Source organism: Streptomyces omiyaensis (assembly GCF_014650895.1).
Classification (GTDB): Bacteria; Actinomycetota; Actinomycetes; order Streptomycetales; family Streptomycetaceae; genus Streptomyces; species Streptomyces omiyaensis.
In genome coordinates this window covers 458,743-476,880 of the sequence record NZ_BMVV01000004.1, presented here as the reverse complement: position 1 = coordinate 476,880, position 18,138 = coordinate 458,743, and the positions used below count along the sequence as shown (strand labels likewise).

Here is an 18,138-nt window from a genome sequence, read left to right as displayed (position 1 = left end):
GGCCTGGAGCAGCATCTGCTGGCTCGACAGGCCCTGGGCGAGGGTGTCGTGGATCTCCATGGAGAGGCGCTGCCGCTCGGCGAGGGTGCCCTCGCGCCGTTCGAGGGCGGCGAGTTCGCGCCGGGTGCGGATCAGGTCGTCGATGAGGGCCCGCTGCCGCTCCGTCTGCCGGTCCATGCGGACGAAGACGGCGACGCAGAGGGCGGCGATGGCGGGCGGGGCGAGTCCGGTTACGGGTGACGGCGTCGCCCCGTGAGTGGTGCGGGCGGCGGGGGGCGGGCGACGGGCGGCGGGCGACGGGGAGCGGGCGACGGCGGTGGGGAGGGGCGCGTGCTCCGCTACAGCCAGCCGTTGCGCCGGAAGCCCCGGTGGATGGTGAAGCACGCCACCGCGATCACCCCGAGGACCACCGGGTAGCCGTAGGTCCATCGCAGTTCCGGCATGTGCTCGAAGTTCATGCCGTACACCCCGCACACCATGGTCGGCACGGCGACGATCGCCGCCCACGCGGTGATCTTCCGCATGTCCTCGTTCTGCGCGACCGTGACCTGGGCCAGGTGTGCCTGGAGCACCGAGTCGAGCAGCGTGTCGTAGGAGGCGACCTGCTCGGTCACCCGCGCCAGGTGGTCGGTGACGTCCCGGAAGTACGCCCGGATCTCCGGGTCGATCAGCGGCATGGGCCGGGTGGCGAGCGCCGTCAGCGGGCGGGAGAGCGGCGCGACGGCCCGCCGCAGCTCCAGCAGCTCCCGCTTGAGCTGGTAGATCCGCCCGGCGTCCCGGCGGTCCGCCTGGTCGGTGAAGACCGCGTTCTCGATCGCGTCCAGGTCGGTCTGGACCGCGTCCGCGACCGCGAGGTAGTCGTCCACCACGTGGTCCGCCACGGCGTGCAGCACCGCCGACGGTCCCTTCGCCAGCTGCTCCGGCAGCGCCTCCAGCGCCTCGCGCAGCGGTCCGAGGGAGCCGTGCCCGCCGTGGCGGATGGTGATGACGAAGTCGGGGCCGACGAAGGCCATCAGCTCGCCGGTGTCCACCACCTCGCTGGTGGCGGTCAGTTCCTCGTGCTCGACGTACCGGACCGTCTTCAGGACGGCGAACAGCACCCCGTCGTACTCCTCGACCTTGGGGCGCTGATGGGCGTGGACCGCGTCCTCGACGGCCAGCGGGTGCAGCCCGAAGAGTTCGGCCAGCACCGTCAGCTCCTTCTCCGCCGGCTCGTGCAGGCCGATCCAGACGAAGCCGTCGCCGCCCCGGCGCACGTACCGCAGCGCGTCCTCGGCGCCCGCGCCCCGCACCGTCCGCCGCACGCCGTCGACGTAGACCACGCAGTTCACGACCGCGCTGCCGAGCGGCGAGCGGGCGGGGTGGCTGAGGTCGACCGTCCGCCGGTAGGTCCGGCGGACGGCGGTGCGCAGGCGCTGGATGACGGACACGGCGGTACTCCTTCGGCAGACCGAGGGGACAGTGTGCCATCGTGCGCCGTACCAGGTCAGCCCGTCAGTCCGCCGCCGGGGCGGTGCCGAGGACGTGGTCGAGGTAGGGGTTGGACAGCACGCCGCCCGGGTCGAGGGAGTCCCGGAGGGCCACGAAGTCGTCGAAGCGCTCGTAGAGCGGCCGCAGCTCCGCCGCGCCGAGGTCGTGCATCTTGCCCCAGTGCGGCCGGCCGCCGTAGGAGCCGAGGATCCGCCGGCAGGCGTCGAAGTACCGGCGGTAGGGCATCCGGTGGTACTGGTGGAAGGCGATGTAGCAGCTCTCCCGGCCCTGCGCGGTGGAGAGCCAGATGTCGTCGGCGGCCGTGAAGCGGACCTCCAGCGGGAACGACACCGGCTCCCCCTGCGCGTCGATCCAGGCCCGGAGCTCCCGCAGCGCCTCGGCGGCGTGCTCGCGCGGGATCGCGAACTCGCCCTCGTGGAAGCGGACGTCGCGCACCGAGGCGAAGATCCGGTACGCGTGGTCGGTCCAGGTGCGGGACGACATGGCGCGCGCGGCGAAGCGGGTGATCGGCCGCACCAGGCCCGGCACCCGGGTGCCGAGCCGGTTCAGGGCCTCGAAGCCCGGTCCGCTGACCGCCTCGTCGAGCCGCTTGGAGAAGGCGCCGATGGGGGAGAGGGGCGTGTCGCCGGGCAGCCGGCGGAAGCGGCGGGTGAGCGCGGTCTCGCTGTGCGGGAACCAGAAGAACTCGAAGTGGTCGTTCTCCGCCACGAGTTCGTCGATCCGGCCGAGGGTCTCGGCGACCGGCATCGACGCGTCCTGGGCGTGCAGGGCGTAGAGGGGGACGGTCTGGAGGGTCACCTTGGTGAGGACGCCGAGCGCGCCGAGGCCGACCCGGGCCGCCGCGAAGAGTTCCGGCCGCTCGGTCGGCGAACAGACCGTCACCGACCCGTCGGCGAGGACGAGTTCGAGTCCGCGGACCTGGGTCGCGATGCCGCCGAAGCGGATGCCGGAGCCGTGGGTGCCGGTGGAGATCGCACCCGAGATCGTCTGCCGGTCGATGTCGCCCATGTTCTCCAGGGCGAGGCCGTGCGAGGCGAGCAGCGGGTTCAGCTTCCACAGCGGCATCCCCGCGCCGACGGTGACGAGCCCGGTCTCCGGGTCCACCGCGTCCACGCCGTCGAGCAGGTCGGGGCGGAGCTGGACGTCCGGGGCGACGGCGACGCCGCTGAAGGAGTGCCCCGAGCCGACCGCCTTGACCCGCAGTCCGTCCCGTACCGCGTCCTTCACGGCGGCGGCGACCTCCTCGGTGCGGGCCGGGCGCACCACCCGCCGGGGGCGGGCCTCCTCGTTGCCGGCCCAGTTGCGCCACACGCTGCCGTTCTCGCTGCCGCTCATGCCTGGCGTTCCCTTCGGGCCGGACGGTGGCGGGTTACCGCCGGTTCTCATTGTCCGGAAGGGTGGACTTGGTCAACCGTCCAAGTCAAGGGTCCCGGAGGCTTGACTTGGACGGACGACCAAGAGACCGTGGCGGCGTCGCAGCCCCGCCGGGCACGCCGGCCGGGTCCGTCCGGCGGATACGCCCCGTCAGGTCCGCCCGCCGGTACGCCCGCCGGGTTCGCCCCGTCAGGTCCGCCCCGTCAGGTTCGTCCGCAGGGGTCCCCCGCAGGGGTCCCCCGCCCCCGAAGAGGTCCAGGAAAGGCCGCCCCCATGGCAAGCGCCCGCCCCGACGCCGCAGCCGCCGCGCCCGCCCCGCGCCCCACGGGCTTCGCCGACCTGGAGGAGGCGACCGCCGGACTCCAGCCGCCCTTCGCCGTCGTCGACCTCGGCGCCCTGCGCGCCAACGCCGCCCAGATGGCCCGCCGGGCCGGCGGCAAGCCCATCCGCCTCGCCAGCAAGTCGCTCCGCTGCCGGGCCCTCATCGACGACGTGCTGGCCCGCCCGGGCTTCTCCGGCATCCTCGCCTTCACCCTCCCCGAGGCGCTCTGGCTCGCCGCCCACGACCCCGGCGCGGACCTCCTCGTCGGCTACCCGACCGCCGACACCGACGCGCTGCGCCGGCTCGCCGCCGACGAGGACGCCGCGGCCCGGATCGCCGTCATGGTCGACTCGCCCGAACAGCTCGACCTCATCACCGCGGCGATCGGCCCCTCGGGCCCCCCGGTGCGCGTCTGCCTTGACCTCGACGCCTCGCTCCGGCTGCTCGGCGGACGCGTCCACGTCGGCATGCGCCGCTCACCGCTCCACGCCCCGGCGCAGGCGGCGGCGCTGGCCCGCGCGGTCGTGGCCCGCCCGCGCCTGCGGCTGGTCGGGGTGATGGCGTACGAGGGGCACATCGCGGGCGTCGGCGACGCCCAGCCGACCCAGGCCCGCCCGATGCGCGCCGCCGTCCGCGTCGTGCAGGGGGTCTCCGTCCGCGAGCTGCGCGCCCGCCGTGCCGCCGCGGTCCGCGCCGTCCGGGAGGTGGCCCCGCTGGAGTTCGTCAACGGCGGCGGGACCGGCAGCCTGGAGACGACCGCCGCCGAGCCCGCCGTCACCGAACTCGGCGCCGGCTCCGGGCTGTACGCCCCCGCCCTCTTCGACCACTACCGGGGCTTCAGCCCGCTGCCCGCCGCCTTCTTCGCGCTCGCGGTGGTCCGGCGCCCCGCCCCCGGCCACGTCACCGTCCTCGGCGGGGGCTGGACCGCCTCCGGAGCCCCCGGCCCGGACCGCCTCCCGGTCCCGGTCCACCCGGCGGGGCTGCGCATGCTCGGCGCCGAGGGCGCGGGCGAGGTGCAGACCCCGCTCACCGGGCCCGCCGCGGACTCCCTCCGGGTCGGCGACCGCGTCTGGTTCCGGCACGCCAAGGCGGGCGAGCTCTGCGAACGGGTCGACGCCCTCCACCTCGTCGAGCACGACCGGGTGGTGGCCACCGTCCCCACCTACCGGGGCGAGGGCATGGCCTTCCTGTAGGACGCGCCGGCGCGCCCCGGGGTCCCGGCCGCGCGGCCTCCGCCCGCCGGGTCCGCGGCCGCCACGGGTCCCGGGCGGCGGGCCCGCGGCCTCCGCTCGCCAGGGCCGGACCCGCCCGCCGGGGGCGCGTCCGTCGAGACCCGAGGCCCTCACGGGCCGCCCTGCGTGCCGGGACCCGCGCCGGCCGGGACCCGGACCCGCCCCCGCCGGGGCCCGCCCGCCGAGGACGGCGCCCCTCAGGGAGGGCGTCCGTCCGGGCCGGGTCCGTGCGGGCCGGGTCCGTGCGGGCCGGGTCCGTGCGGGCCGGGTCCGCACGGGGCTCTGCCCGTGGGGGCGGTCGTCCCCGCCTCCCCTGCGGTACGTTGACCCGGCCCGCAGCCACCCCGCCTCATCCCGCCCCCGCCCCATCTCACCGCCGCCCCGTCCCGTCCCGCCCCGAGGAGCCCGCCCATGCCCCGACTCTCCGCAGGCGAGCGCCGTGAGCAGCTGGCGGAGGCGGCGATCCGGGTCATGATCCGCGACGGGGTCGCGAAGACCACCACCCGCGCGGTCGTCACCGAGGCGGGGGTGCCCCTCGGCGCCTTCCACTACTGCTTCCGCTCCAAGGAGGAGCTGTTCCAGACCGTCATCGAGCGGATCATGGAGCGCAACCTCCCCCCGGCCGGCCTCGCCCACCCCGAGGGCGCCACCCCCTTCGAGAAGGTCCGCGCGATCCTGCGCGCCTACTGGGAGCAGGTCCGGGCCCGCCCGGACGAGCACCTGGTCACGTACGAGGTCACCCAGTACGCCCTCCGGCGGCCCGGGCTCGCCGACCTCGCCCGCCGCCAGTACCGGCACTACCTGGACGTGAACCGCGCCCACCTGGAGTCGATGGCCCGGGCGGCCGGCCTGGTCTGGACGGTGGACACGGCGGTCCTGGCCCGGCACGGCCTCGGCGTCCTCGACGGCCTCACCCTCACCTGGCTGATCGACCGGGACGACGAGCAGGCCCTCGCCGCCCTCGACGAGTACGCCCGCTACCTCGCCTCGGTCGCCGTGCCCCGCTCCTAGGGGGCGGCCGGCCGGTCATCGGCAGAAGCCGCCGCCGGCGGACCCCGCCGCATCGGGCTTTCCGTTCGGTCCGGCCGGTGCCGAACCGATCCATCGGCCTGATCGCCATGCCATGGCGGAGCGTGCGGTCCACGTCGCAGGCGGCCCCGCCGTCGACCGCGAGGTGGGGATCGGCACCGTATGCCAGGAGGATCGCGGCCGGTGCGCTGCCGATCGGCTCTCCCGACCGGTGCGCGACGTCGGCTCCCGTGCCGGTGGGACCAGTGGGGCCCACGGGGCCATGGGGCCCCTGGGACCGATGGGGCCGGCGTCCGGAGGCCCTGGCGGCCCCGGCGGCCCCGGGGTGTCAGCGGTCCTCGGCGGTCCGCGTCTCCTTGACGGTGTACGTGGCCGCCGGTTCGCGGGGCGCGTCGCCGGCCTTCATCTCCCGGGCCTCGGCCTTGAGGATGCGGCTCGCCTTCCCGGCGTTGCGGGCCAGCTCCGGCAGCTTCCTCGCGCCGACCACCAGGGCGACGACGACCAGCAGGATCGCGATCTCGCTCATACCGAACACGGGGACACTCCTGGCGGGGGACGGGACACGGGTCCGACCCGCGTCAATCTACAGGGGCGTAGAAGGAGCGGGTAGGGTCACCCCCCGAACGATGAAGCGCACCCGGGTGGTCCGGGCGAGCGGCCGGGAACGGCGAGGGGGACGGCGGATGAAGAAGCGGGACGACGGGGACGCGGAGCCGGGCGCGCGCCGGCGCGGCCAGGGCGAGCTGGAGGTCCAGGTCCTCGCGGCGGTCCGCGCCGCCGGAGGGCCGGTCACCGCGGGCCGGGTGCGGGAGCGGCTCGGCGGCGGACTCGCCTACACCACCGTCATCACCATCCTCACGCGCCTGCACGCCAAGGGCGCCGTCGCCCGCGAGCGCGTGGGCCGGTCCTTCGAGTGGACCGCCGTCGCCGACGAGGCCGGGCTCGCCGCCCTCCGCATGCGCCGGCTGCTCGACGGCGAGGGCGACCGGGAGGCCGTCCTCACCCGCTTCGTCACCACCCTCCCGTCCTCCGACGAACAGCTCCTGCGGGAGCTCCTGGCCCGCGCCGATGCGGAGGACGAGGCACCGCGTGGCGGGGAGCCGGAGGCCGGTGGGCCGGAGGGCCGCGGGCCGGGGGCCGGCCGGGCGGGGGAGGGCTGACGCCGTGGGCCTCCTCGTCTTCCTCCCGCTGGTGCTGCCGCTCACCGCGTGGCCCGTCGCCCGGCTCGCCGAGCACCACCTCCATCCCCGCACCGCGACCCGGCTGCTCACCGCCGTCGCCGCCGTGCTCGGCGTGTGCAGCACGCTCTGCCTCGCCCTCCTGATGGTGGTCGGCACCGCCCAGCTGCCCGGCAACCCGCTCCCGGACGCCTGGTCGGACCCGGAGGTGCGCGCGGTCCTGCCGTACGACGAGATCGCGGGCCGGGCGGCGATCCCGGCGCTCCTCGCGGTGGTCGCGGTCTGCGGCCGGGTCCTGCTGCGGCACCGGGGCGTCCGCCGGAGGGCCGCCCGCGCCCTCGCCGGACTGCCGGACCGCCCGGTCGCGGTGCTGCCGGACCCGTCCCCGTACGCCTACGCCCTCCCGGCCGCGACGGGCCGCCGGGGGCGGGTGGTGGTCAGCCGGGGGATGCTCGCCCGGCTCGGTCCCGCCGAGCGGCGGGCCCTCTTCGCCCACGAGCGGGCGCATCTGACGGGGCGGCACGACCGGCTGCTGCTCGTCGCGCGGCTGGCCGCTGCGGCCAACCCGTTCCTGCGCCCGCTGCGGACGGCGGTCACGTACTCGGCCGAACGGTGGGCGGACGAGGAGGCGGCGGTACGGATCGGCAGCCGGCGCGTGGTGGCGCGGGCCATCGGGCGGGCCGCCCTGGCCTCCGGCGGCGCGGGCCCCGCGCCGCTGACGGCCTTCGCCGTCGCCGGGCCGGTGCCGCGCCGGGTGGCCGCCCTGCTCGGCGCGCCCCCGGCCCCGCGCGCCTGGCCGCCGGCCTTCACCGCCGTCGGCCTCGCCCTGTGGGGCGCGCTGGTCGGCGCCGTCGTCTCGGCGCTCGCCTCGGCCAACTCGGCGGTGACGCTCTACGCGGTCCTCAAGGCGGCGACCCCGCTGTAGAACCCGCCGGCCGGCCCCGCCCGGTCGGGCTTGCGCCCCGCCGGACGCTCCCGCCCGATCGGACGGACGCACGCCCCGCCGGACGCTCCCGCCCGATCGGACGGACGCACGCCCCGCCGGGCGGGCTGCCGCCGGAGCGGACGAGCACGCGCAGGGGCGCCCGCGCCCGGCCTCCGACCGGGTCGGACCCGCCCGGTCGGAGACCAAACCCGCCCCGCCGGAGGCCGGCCCCGCCCGGTCGGAGGCCAAACCCGCCCCGCCGGAGGCCGAACGCGTGCGCTCAGAGGTCGAACTCGTGCGGCGGCAGGGCGAGCGCGAAGCACGCCTCGCGGACCACGGCCTGCTCGGTGGGGTCGAAGTGCCCGTCGGCGCCGCCGATGACGATGCCGATCTGGACCACGGCCCGGGCCTCGGCCGGCTTCTTCTTCGCCTTGGTGATCTCCTGGAGGACGGCGACCTTCCCGAAGTCGAAGTCGGCGGCGAGCCGGTCGAGCTGGGCGTCGAAGCGCTGCTGGAGGTCGGCCGCGTCGAAGTTCCGCAGCACCTCGTTGGCGGCGATCAGCTGGGCCACGCGGCGCCGTTCGGCCGGGTCGACGGTGCCGTCGGCCGCGGCGACCAGCGCGCACATCGCCATGCTCGCGTCCCGGAAGGCCCCGCTGGTCAGCTCGTTCTTCCGCGCGGTCAGCTGGGTCTGCATGGTCGAGGCGGACTCCTTGATCCGGTCCCACAGCGCCATCGTCGGCTCACACTCCCTCGGTCGAACTTCTACAGTGTTGTAGAAGTTACCAGGGCGGAAAAGGGTTCGAGGGCGCGGGGGGACGGCTGCTACGGTCGGCGCCATGTGCTCCGTCATCCAGAACTTCCGGGCGATCCGGCTCCGTTCCGCGCGCTGACCGCGGTCCGGCCCCCCCACGCGCACGCGCCACCGAGCCCGTGCCCGTGCCCTTCCGCGTGCGCCCGCGCGCCCGCCGGTCCCGAGGTCCACGCGTCCACCTTCCGCCTCAGGATGACGAGGATCCCTCCCATGCGCATCGACGCGCTTCCCACGTTCGTGTTCGTGCACGGCGGCTCCAGCAACGCCCGTGCCTGGACCCCGCTCCGCGACGAGCTGGCCCTGCGCGGCCACCGCTCCCACGCCGTCGACCTCCCCGGCCACGGTGCCGGGGCCACCGGCCCCGCCGCCTACCACCGGCCCTCACCCGACGGTGCCGGCCTGGCCCGCGAGGCCTCCCCGATGGAGGGCGTCACCCTCGCCGACAACGTCCGGCACGTCGCCGGCGTCCTGCGCCGGCTCGCCGGCCACGGCCCGGTCGTCCTCGCCGGCAACAGCCTCGGCGGCCTCACCCTCACCGGCGTCGTCAACGCCGTCCCCGAGCTCGTCGACCGGGTCGTCTACCTGTCGGCGCTCTGCCTCGCCGACCCCGCCATGCTCACCGAGCCGTGGGACGTCGTCGACGAGAACCTCCTGGACGCGGCCGTCGCCCGGATCGCCGTCCCGTACGAGGTGCCCGGCGGCGACCCCGGCGTCGTCCGCCTCGACTGGCGGCGCGCCCACACCGACCCGGAGGCCTTCGCCGCGCTGAAGGAGGCCATCATGGCCGACGCCCCCGACCACCTCTTCCGGCACTTCCTCGACACCCTGGACGCCGACGAGAACCACGGCGTCCTCGAACCGGCCGCGCTGGTCCGGCCCGAGGCGTGGCGCCGGGTGCCCCACACCTACGTCCGGCTCTCCGCCGACCGCAGCCTCACCCCGGCCGTCCAGGACCACATGATCCGCAAGGCCGACGAACTCACCCCCGACCACCCCTTCGACGTGCACACCCTGCCCACCTCCCACGTCGGCTACTGGAACCGCCCGGAGCTCTTCGCCGACCTCCTCGCCGGACTGACCCGCTCCGGCGGGCCGACGGCCTGACGGACCGGCACGGCGGGACCGTCGCGGGCACCGTCCGCGGCGGTCCCGCCGCTCACGCCAGTTCGGCGACCAGGATCACGACGCCCGGGACGGCCTGGCCCAGCGACCCCCGCCACAGCCGGGGATCGGAGACGAGGAGCATGATCCCGCCGCCGGTCATGAAGGCGGCGACGTAGACGACCAGGGTCCGGGCGACGGTCTCGTGCCCCAGGTGCAGCGCCACGACGCCGGCGATCATGCCGCAGGCCAGGAAGAGGTTGTAGAAGCCCACGTTGAACCGCCAGAGACGGACCTCGGGCGCGTCCGCCGTGCTCCCCGTCAGGAACTCCCGGACCCACGCCCGCCGGCCGTAGAGGAAGCTCTCCAGCGGCCAGACGAAGAGGTGGACGGCGGCGGCGATCAGGGCGAACACCTGGCTGACGATGTGCATGCCCGCATGGTCGTACGAGCGGGGGCGCCGGGAACGCCGTCGCGCGGCGCACGGCCGCGCGTCCATCCGGTCGGCCCAGCCCGCGACCACGGACCCTCCCGGCGACCAGAGCCCCTCCCGGCGACCACGACCCCTCCCGGTGCCGCCGTACCCCCACGGCACCGCCGTACCCCCCACGGCGGTCACCGGGGCGTCCGGCGGGGTCACCCGATGGTGTGCACTCTCCCCGTACGCCGGGGGCGTACGCCTCGGCAGCGGTCCGGAGCGGGTGCGCCGGATCCCTACACTCCGCGCACATGTCGCTCTGGCTGCTCAACCACTTCAGCTCCTTCACCCTGGCCGTCGTCCTCGTCGGCGGCACCGTCGTGCTCGCCGTCGCCGGCAGCGTGCTGCTGCGCCGCCGCCACCCCTCCCTCGCCGAAGGGGAGCACAACGACATGGTCGGCGTGACCCTGGGGATGTTCGGCGCGATCTACGGGATCATCCTCGCCTTCGTCATCGTCACCCTCTGGACCCAGCTGGAGAGCACCCAGACCATCGTCGCCGCCGAGGCCACCGACGTCGCCCTCATCGCCCGTGACGCCGCCGCCTTCCCGCCGCAGGTCCGCGCCGACCTCGACGCGGCCCTCAGCGACTACGTCCACGCCGTCGTCGAGCACCAGTGGCCCCTGATGCGCGAGGGCCGCCCGCAGTACGGTGCCACCGAACGCAGCCTCGTCGACGCCTTCGACGTGCTCCAGGCCTACGACCCGAAGACCCCGCGCGAGGAGGTCTTCTACGAGGAGGCCGTCTCCCACCTCAACGACGTGGCCGCGCAGCGCCGCGCCCGGATCACCATGGCCGAGCAGGAACTCCCGCCGCTCCTCCAGGTCCTGGCCTTCGGCGGCGCGCTCGTCCTCGTCCCGCTGACCTTCCTGTACGGGATGCGGCGGCTGCGGATCCAGGTGCTGTTCGTCGCCTCGGTCGCCGCGCTGATCGGCTTCAGCCTGCTCCTCGTCCTCGTCCTCGACCGTCCCTTCGCCGGCGAACTGAGCGTCAGCCCCGCCCCGTACAGGGAAGGCGCGCTCGCCCGCTACTGGACCGGCTGACCCCCCGTCCGGCCGCCGCCGGGTGGCCGGAACCCGGCCCGTGCCGTCTCATGGCGGGGAACGGCCGCGCGGGCGGCGGGCCCGCCGCCCGCGGCGGGGGAGACCGGCGGGGGGCGGGAGACGCGATGGAGTGGAAGACCCGGGCACGGGACCTCCGCGCCGGTGCCGAGCGCCGCTTCCCGGTCCTCACCGAACTGACCGAACGGCTCATGGGCGGCAACCTCCTCGACGCCGGCACCCGCCTCGCCGCCCAGGCCTTCCTCGCCGCCGTCCCGCTCCTCTTCGCGCTCGCCGCCTTCGCCCCCGCCCCGGTGCGCGACCAGCTCCGCGATTCCCTGCGCGCCATGTTCGGCCTCACCGGCGCGTCCGAGCAGGAACTCCAGCAGGTCTTCGACCGGTCCGCGGCCGACGGCGTGCGGGAGACCACCGGCGCCGTCGGCGCGCTGCTCGCCCTCGTTTCCGCCACCAGCTTCAGCCGTGCCATGGCCCGCGTCTGCGAACGCGCCTGGGGGCTGCCCAAGGCCGGTACCCGGATCGCCGCCTGGCGGTGGGCGGTCTGGCTGCTCGCCCTCGTCCTCGTCGTCCTCCTCCAGGCGCCCATCCGCGACGGCTTCGGCGCGGGAGCCTGGCTCGGCCTCCCCCTCTTCTTCCTCCTGGCCACCGGCGTCTGGCTCTGGACCCAGCACCTCCTCCTCGCCAACCGGGTCCCCTGGCTGCCGCTGCTGCCCGGCGCCCTCCTGGGCGCCGTCGCCTCCACCGTCCTCGGCATCACCGCCCGCTTCTACATGCCGGGCGCGCTCAACCGGGCCCTCGCCGAGTACGGCTCCCTCGGCCTCGTCCTCACCCTGCTGTCCTGGCTCATCGTCGTCTGCGCCGCGCTGACCTTCGCCTTCACCATCGGAGCCGTACTCGCGTGGGAACCCGCCCTCGCCCGCCTCCTCGGCACCGACCGGATCCGCCCGGCCGGCGCGCCGGAGCCGGGACGGACGCCACGGCCGGAGCCACAGCCACGGCCGGAGCCACAGCCACGGCCGGAGCCGGGACGGGAACCGGAGCCGCAGCCGGGGCCGGAGTCGGAGCCGGATCCGGAACGGGGGCCGGGGCCGGGTCGGCCCGACGAGTGACCCCGCGCCCTGACCGGCGCAACGGCGGGCCGCACGAGTGGTGGGCCCCCCGCCGCGCTCGGAGACTCCCCGCATGACGAACCACTCGACTCGCCACCCCGCGCGCCCCCGGCGGCGCGCCGGGTCGACGGGCCTCGCCTGCGCCCTGGCGCTCGCGTCCGTCCCCGCCCTGGTGCTCGGCCCCGCGGCCGTCCCCGCGGCCGCCGCCGGACTGCCCGGCGGCCTCGGCCCCTGCGTCGCGGGTGCTCCGCCCGGCTGCCCCAGCCCCTTCCCGCAGATCGACAACGGGGAGATCCAGGGCCGCGACAACGCCGTCAACATCTACGTCGGCGACGACTTCCGGGTCCGCGGCCGGGCCGCGGAGGCCGAGGGACGCGTCGTCGTCCTCGGCGACTTCGACATGAACAAGGCCGAGGCCGGCGTCTACAACCTGGGAGAGGCCGGCGTCGGCTCCAGGGTGCCGCCGGACGTCGACTCCGACTGGCTCACCACCGGAGGGAACGTCTCCGTCGCCACCGGCCAGCAGCTCCTGGCCGAGGACGGCGTCGTCCGCCACGCCGGCACCGTCACCGGCAACGTCGCGGCCACCCTCGAACAGGACGACGACGCCACCGTCCCCTTCGCCGGGCTGCGCGACCGGCTGACCGCCGCCAGCCAGTGCTACGCGCGCGTCGACGGTGCTCCGCGCACCCCCACCGGCACCGCCGTGAACCAGGGCGGCCAGACGCTCTTCACCGGCGACGGCACCTCCCCGCTCCAGATCTTCAACGTCGACTTCGACATGGAGGGCCCGAACGACGGACAGCAGGGCATCGTCTTCGCCGGCATCCCGGCCGGCGCGACGATCCTCGTCAACGTCCTCGGCGCCGACCGCACCCTGCGCACCTACAGCGGCGGCATCGCCGACTCCACCGACCGGCTCAACGCCTACCGCGAGCGGCTGCTGTGGAACTTCCCCGACGCGACCGCGGTCGACCTCGCCGGCACCGGCCAGTTCCAGGGCAGCTTCCTCATCGGCAACCAGGCGTCCGCCACGACCGTCAGCCTGCCGGGCATCAACGGGCGCTTCTTCACCACCGGCTCCCTCACCCACACCAGCGCCGAAGGGGGCGGCGGCGGCCAGGAGTTCCACGCCTACCCCTTCACCGGCGACCTCCCGGACTGCAACACGCCCACGGTCGTGACCGGTGAGGTGAGGGTCCTCAAGACCGATGCCGGGAGCGGTGACCCGCTGGACGGGGCGACGTTCCGCCTGTGGGAGGAGACCAACGGCGTTCCCGGTCTCCAGACCACCGGTGCCGACCCGGACACGGCGGTGGGCGAGCCGTGCGTGACCGGTGCGAACGGCGTCTGTGCGCGGACGGTGGAGACGGGTACCTACTACTGGCAGGAGACGCAGGCGCCGCCCGGGTACGACCTGCCGGCGAACCCGGTCTTCGGGCCGCTGGTGCTCACCGAGCAGAACGCGCAGGCCGGCGTGCAGGTCGAGGCGGAGAACGAGGCCACCGCCGTCACCGGCGAGGTCCGGGTGGTGAAGGAGGACGCCGAGAGCGGTGACCCCCTCGGCGGGGCCACCTTCCGCCTGTGGGAGGAGACCAACGGCGTCGCCGGTCTCCAGACCGGGGGCGCCGACCCGGACACGGCGGTGGGCGAGCCGTGCGTGACCGGTGCGAACGGCGTCTGTGCGCGGACCGTGGGGACGGGCACCTACTACTGGCAGGAGACGCAGGCGCCGCCCGGGTACGACCTGCCGGCGAACCCGGTCTTCGGGCCGCTGGTGCTCACCGAGCAGAACGCGCAGGCCGGCGTGACCGTCGAGGCGGCCAACACCCGGACGCCGATCCCACCCGGGACCGGCTCGATCCGGCTCCTCAAGACCGACGCCGACAGCGGCATGCCGCTGCGCGGAGCCGTCTTCGAGCTGTGGGAGGAGACCAACGGCGTGGCCGGGCTCCAGACCACCGGCACCGACCGCGACACCCGGGTCGGCGCGCCCTGCACCACCGGCTTCGCCGGCCTGTGCGGCTTCGGCGACCTCGACCACGGCACATACTACCTGCGGGAGACCGACGCCCCCGACGGCTACGCGCTGCCCGCGGACCCGGTCAGCGGACCGCACGTGGTGAGCGCCGAGCAGGAGGCCGTCTTCGTCTCCCTCGACAACGAGCGGGGCGACGACCCCGGCCCGGGCCCGGACCCCTGTGAGCCGAAGGGCTACGGGGACGAGGGCTACGGCGACGAGGGTTACGGCGACGAGTGCCCCGACGCCGGACGGCGCGGCACGACCGTCTGACGTACGGCACGGAGAACGCCCCGGGGCGGGCGGTGGGCGACCACCGCCCGCCCCGGCGCGCGTCAGGGGCCGCCCGGCGGCGTCGCGCGCGCGGTGCTCCGGCCGGGGACGAGGGCGGGCAGCAGCGGCCGGGGACGCGGATCCGGCGGTGCTCCGGAGGCCGCCGCGCCGAGGGCGAGGCCGACGGCCCGGCGGGCCATCTCCCGCTGGGGGAGGACCACGCTGGTGAGCGCCGTGCCGGAGAGCAGGCCCGCCGGGGTGTCGTCGTGGGCGACGACGGACAGGTCGTCGGGGACGGTCCGGCCCAGGATCCGGGCGGCCTCCACGGCGGCGACCGCGAGGACGTCGTGGGTGGCGAAGAGCGCCGTCGTCTCCGGACGGGACCGCAGGGCGTCGAGCGCCGCCGCCAGACCGCCCTGGAAGGTGGGCTCGGCCGCCGTGCGCACGGCGTCGTCCGGGAGCGGTACGCCGTCCTCCCGGAAGGCCCGCCGGAAGCCGGCGGCGCGGACGGTGTGCGCGGGGCTGGCCAGGACCAGGGCCCGCTCGTGCCCGAGCTCCCGCAGGTGCCGTCCGGCGAGGTGGCCTCCGTGCTCGTAGTCGACCGTCACCACCGGGAAGCCGTCCGGCAGTTCGGCCTCCCAGGCGCACAGCACCACGGGGAAGCGGGCGTCCGCGAGGAGCGGCAGATGGCCGGTGAGGCCCTGGTCGCCGGCGATCAGGAGGGCGTCCACCGACCGGCTGGCCAGCGCGGCGAGGTGGCGCCGGGCGCGCTCGCCGTCGAGGCGCGTGGTGCAGAGCAGCAGCCGGTAGCCGCGCTCCTCCAGCGCGTCCTCGACCTCCTCGACCACGTCCGCGTAGAAGGGCGTGGAGACGGTCGGCACGAAGAGGCCCACGGTGCGGCTGCTGCCGGTGGCGAGCGACCGGGCCACCAGGTTGGGCACGTAGCCGAGTTCGGCGATCGCGGCGCGGACCCGCGCCTCCGTGGACGGGCGCACCGCCACCCGCCCGGTGACCACGTTGGAGACCGTCTGCTTGGTGACGCCCGCCCGCTGCGCCACGTCCTGCATGGTGACCATGACGCCCCCGTCGTCCCCGCCCCGCCCGTCGATCACGCCCGGCTCGCAACGTAACCGGGCCCCCACCTGCGGTCAAGGCGCCGACGGCCGCTCCGCCGGACCGCCGTGTGCCTCAACTCCCTTGCGGACGAAGGAATCCGGCGGAGCCGGGCCTCTTGTTTTACCGGTCAAATGCGCTCTAGGGTCCGTGCCACCAGCGGCCCGACTCCTCCACCCCAGGGAGTACTCGTGCACCCTTCGCGCAACCGGTTCGTGCGCACGCTCGTCGCGGCGGTCCTCGCCGCGACCGGCGGCGCGGCCCTCGCCACCGCCCCGCCGGCCGTCGCCGGCCCCGTCCCCGCCGCACCGGCCCCCGCCGCGGCGACCGCCACCTACACCGTCACCGTCGGCGCCAAGGGCACGTGGAACCGGCCCGACGACACCCCGGCCAGTCCGTACATCGACAAGGACGGCACCTTCTACTACCAGCAGGCCCACGCGCTGTACGGGGCGAACGACCCCCGCAAGTGGACCTTCTACACCGGCACCGACTTCGACTCCGCCGACCGCTCCGCCGCGATCAGCGACGCGGTGAACCCGGCCGACCCCGCCGACCGCAACAACGACACCACCTCGCGCTGCAACAACAGCCCCACCGGCGTGGAGTCCACCGCCGCGCCCGCCGGAAGCGGCTACGCCCACCGCAACTACTGCGACCTGACCGGGATGTGGGTCGATCCCGACACCGGCGACTGGTACGGCCTGGTCCACAACGAGTTCACCCCGCAGCCCTTCGCCGACGGCATCCACTACGACGGCATCGACTACGCGGTCTCCACCGACCAGGGCCGGACCTGGAAGATCGAGGGCCACGTCATCACCTCGCCGTACAGCACGGACCGCGGCGACACCGCCGCCTTCCCGCAGCAGACGTACCACTACGGCACCGGCGACCCCCGGCTCTTCGTGGACACCGCCTCCGGCTACTTCTACGCCTTCTACGGCTCCCGGATCGTCAACAAGGGCGGCGGCTGGGCCGCCTTCTACGGGCACGTCGCCCGCGCCCCCATCTCCGGCAAGATGGCGCCCGGTTCGTGGCGCAAGTGGTACGACGGCGCCTGGACCCAGCCCGGGGTCGGCGGCCGCGAGTCGACGATGGTCCCGGTCGGCGCGGGCAGCACCACCGGCTACGTGCCGAAGGAGAAGGAGTACGACCCCGCGAGCGCCGGCTCGGTGAGCCGGCAGGTCGCGGCCGGACTCACCCCCGCCACCTCCCCGCTCTTCGTCATGGACATCACCTACAACGCCTACCTCGGCCTGTACATCGGCGAACCGCAGGCCGTCGACCAGAGCGGCAACGCCCCGCAGGAGCTGTACGCCACCGCCGACCTGACCACCCAGAAGTGGTTCCGGCTCGGCGACACCGGCGGCTACCGGACCGCCTCCTGGTACCGCTGGTTCCTGGACGCGGGCAACCGCACCGGCTCCGGCATCGTCGGCAAGGACTTCCGCGCCTACTGCTCCTTCGGCTGCTCGGGCGGTTCGAGCGCCGAATACGTCAACCTGAGCGTCGGGACGAACGCGCCCGCGGCCCCCGTCGACACCGGCCGGACCTACCGCGTCGCCACCGCGGACGGCCGGGTCCTCGCCCAGGTCGCCGGCGGGTCCGGCACCACGTCGGCGCCCCCCACCGGCGCGGCCCTGGAGAGCTGGACCTTCACCGCGAAGGGCGACGGCTCCTACCGCGTCGCCAACGCCGCCACCGGCGGCCTGCTCGGCGTCGCCGCCACCGGCCCCGCCACCCGCGCGTGGGGCACGAAGCCCACGGTCACCGCGGCGGCCTCCGGCACCGGACAGGACTGGTTCGTCGTCCGCGGCGCCTCCGCCGCCGACAACGCCCCGACGGGCACGGTCAAGCTGGTCAACCGGTACAGCGGCCTCGTCCTCGGACTCTCCGGCGTCCCCGCCCGGGCCGCCGAGACCACCCCCGCCCGCAGCTGGACCGACACCACCGGCTCCCCGGTCGGCGCGGGCCGCACGGCCGCCGAGCAGGCCCTCACCCTCACCCCGGTCGGCGACGCGCCGCGGACCGTCACCCTCACCGCGGGCGGGAAGGCGCTCGACAACCCGGACAGCGGCTCCGCCGACGGCACCGGACTCGTCACCTGGAGCCCGAACAACGGCGCCAACCAGAAGTGGACGCTCACGCCCCGCGCCGGCGGCGGCCACGAGCTCCGCAACGTCTCCTCCGGCAAGTGCGCCGACATCGAGGGCGGCTCCACCGCCGCCGGCGCCCGGGTCATCCAGTGGACCTGCCACGGCGGCGCCAACCAGCGCTGGACGATCACCCGCCTCCCCGACGGCACCTCCACCGTCGCCTCGGTCGCCAGCGGCCTCCTCCTGACCACCGCCTCCACCGCGAACGGAGCGCGGGTCACCCAGCAGCCGGACACCGGGAGCGCCCTCCAGCGCTGGACGGTCGGCTGACGGGGAGCCGTCCCCTCCGCGACCGCCGGCCCCGGCGGGAGGGCCACGCTCCCGCTCCCGCCGGGGCCGGCGGCCGCGCCGCCCGTGCGGGAGCCCGCGGCGGCCCTGCCGGAGTGACGTACCGCGAGGACGCCCCGGGGTCATGCGTCGGGTCGGCGTACCGGGGCGATGCATCGGGGCGGCTTACCGGGA

Annotated in this window: 15 protein-coding genes and 1 pseudogene; 9 read left to right on the top strand and 7 right to left on the bottom strand. The window is 75.5% G+C overall.

Going from position 1 to position 18,138, the window contains the following annotated elements; translation table 11 throughout:
* The 3 genes and pseudogenes from IE287_RS10310 to IE287_RS10300 all read right to left on the bottom strand — a co-directional run.
* Positions 1-225, bottom strand: a pseudogene (locus tag IE287_RS10310) (histidine kinase); the annotation flags it as partial.
* A gap of 113 nt (positions 226-338) precedes the next feature.
* Complete coding sequence (gene corA / locus IE287_RS10305; protein WP_189848624.1) at positions 339-1,430, bottom strand: magnesium/cobalt transporter CorA; 1,092 nt, start codon at positions 1,428-1,430, stop codon at positions 339-341.
* Positions 1,431-1,494: 64 nt separating this feature from the next.
* Complete coding sequence (locus IE287_RS10300) at positions 1,495-2,826, bottom strand: D-arabinono-1,4-lactone oxidase (protein ID WP_189848623.1); 1,332 nt, start codon at positions 2,824-2,826, stop codon at positions 1,495-1,497.
* Between the two features lie 312 nt (positions 2,827-3,138).
* Here IE287_RS10300 and IE287_RS10295 point away from each other — a divergent pair, with 312 nt between their 5' ends.
* Together IE287_RS10295 and IE287_RS10290 are read left to right on the top strand one after the other, a co-directional pair.
* On the top strand, positions 3,139-4,380 hold the full coding sequence (locus tag IE287_RS10295) for an alanine racemase (protein WP_189848622.1): 1,242 nt from the start codon (positions 3,139-3,141) through the stop codon (positions 4,378-4,380).
* Between the two features lie 450 nt (positions 4,381-4,830).
* The gene (locus IE287_RS10290) at positions 4,831-5,430 is read left to right on the top strand and encodes a TetR/AcrR family transcriptional regulator (protein ID WP_189848621.1); all 600 of its coding nucleotides are present in this window, start codon (positions 4,831-4,833) and stop codon (positions 5,428-5,430) included.
* A gap of 346 nt (positions 5,431-5,776) precedes the next feature.
* Here the strand turns inward: IE287_RS10290 and IE287_RS10285 are convergent, their stop codons facing one another.
* A complete protein-coding gene (locus IE287_RS10285; RefSeq protein ID WP_373307826.1) occupies positions 5,777-5,974 on the bottom strand; it encodes a twin-arginine translocase TatA/TatE family subunit in 198 nt (65 codons plus the stop codon).
* Positions 5,975-6,131: 157 nt separating this feature from the next.
* Here IE287_RS10285 and IE287_RS10280 point away from each other — a divergent pair, with 157 nt between their 5' ends.
* Both IE287_RS10280 and IE287_RS10275 read left to right on the top strand, forming a co-directional pair.
* The gene (locus IE287_RS10280) at positions 6,132-6,608 is read left to right on the top strand and encodes a BlaI/MecI/CopY family transcriptional regulator (protein ID WP_189848619.1); all 477 of its coding nucleotides are present in this window, start codon (positions 6,132-6,134) and stop codon (positions 6,606-6,608) included.
* A gap of 4 nt (positions 6,609-6,612) precedes the next feature.
* Complete coding sequence (locus IE287_RS10275) at positions 6,613-7,551, top strand: M56 family metallopeptidase (RefSeq protein ID WP_189848618.1); 939 nt, start codon at positions 6,613-6,615, stop codon at positions 7,549-7,551.
* 280 nt (positions 7,552-7,831) lie between these two features.
* On the opposite strand, the gene IE287_RS10270 is transcribed toward IE287_RS10275, so the two are convergent.
* On the bottom strand, positions 7,832-8,287 hold the full coding sequence (locus IE287_RS10270; protein WP_189848617.1) for a tellurite resistance TerB family protein: 456 nt from the start codon (positions 8,285-8,287) through the stop codon (positions 7,832-7,834).
* A gap of 288 nt (positions 8,288-8,575) precedes the next feature.
* Here IE287_RS10270 and IE287_RS10265 point away from each other — a divergent pair, with 288 nt between their 5' ends.
* Complete coding sequence (locus tag IE287_RS10265) at positions 8,576-9,469, top strand: alpha/beta hydrolase (RefSeq protein ID WP_189848616.1); 894 nt, start codon at positions 8,576-8,578, stop codon at positions 9,467-9,469.
* Positions 9,470-9,521: 52 nt separating this feature from the next.
* Here IE287_RS10265 and IE287_RS10260 read toward each other — a convergent pair whose 3' ends face one another.
* On the bottom strand, positions 9,522-9,899 hold the full coding sequence (locus tag IE287_RS10260) for a DUF1304 domain-containing protein (RefSeq protein ID WP_189848615.1): 378 nt from the start codon (positions 9,897-9,899) through the stop codon (positions 9,522-9,524).
* A 296-nt stretch (positions 9,900-10,195) separates the two neighbouring features.
* Between IE287_RS10260 and IE287_RS10255 the strand changes: the two genes are divergently transcribed.
* The 3 genes from IE287_RS10255 to IE287_RS10245 all read left to right on the top strand — a co-directional run bounded on the left by IE287_RS10255 (position 10,196) and on the right by IE287_RS10245 (position 14,404).
* Complete coding sequence (locus IE287_RS10255) at positions 10,196-10,987, top strand: bestrophin-like domain (protein ID WP_189848614.1); 792 nt, start codon at positions 10,196-10,198, stop codon at positions 10,985-10,987.
* Between the two features lie 125 nt (positions 10,988-11,112).
* Positions 11,113-12,111, top strand: coding sequence for a YhjD/YihY/BrkB family envelope integrity protein (locus IE287_RS10250; RefSeq protein ID WP_189848613.1), 999 nt, complete (start codon positions 11,113-11,115; stop codon positions 12,109-12,111).
* 73 nt (positions 12,112-12,184) lie between these two features.
* A complete protein-coding gene (locus IE287_RS10245; protein WP_189848612.1) occupies positions 12,185-14,404 on the top strand; it encodes a choice-of-anchor A family protein in 2,220 nt (739 codons plus the stop codon).
* A 62-nt stretch (positions 14,405-14,466) separates the two neighbouring features.
* On the opposite strand, the gene IE287_RS10240 is transcribed toward IE287_RS10245, so the two are convergent.
* Complete coding sequence (locus IE287_RS10240) at positions 14,467-15,516, bottom strand: LacI family DNA-binding transcriptional regulator (protein ID WP_229883376.1); 1,050 nt, start codon at positions 15,514-15,516, stop codon at positions 14,467-14,469.
* A 192-nt stretch (positions 15,517-15,708) separates the two neighbouring features.
* On the opposite strand from IE287_RS10240, the gene IE287_RS10235 reads away from it, so the two are divergent.
* Positions 15,709-17,946 (top strand): RICIN domain-containing protein, encoded by a 2,238-nt coding sequence (locus tag IE287_RS10235; RefSeq protein ID WP_229883375.1) that lies wholly within the window; start codon positions 15,709-15,711, stop codon positions 17,944-17,946.
* Positions 17,947-18,138: the final 192 nt, after the last annotated feature.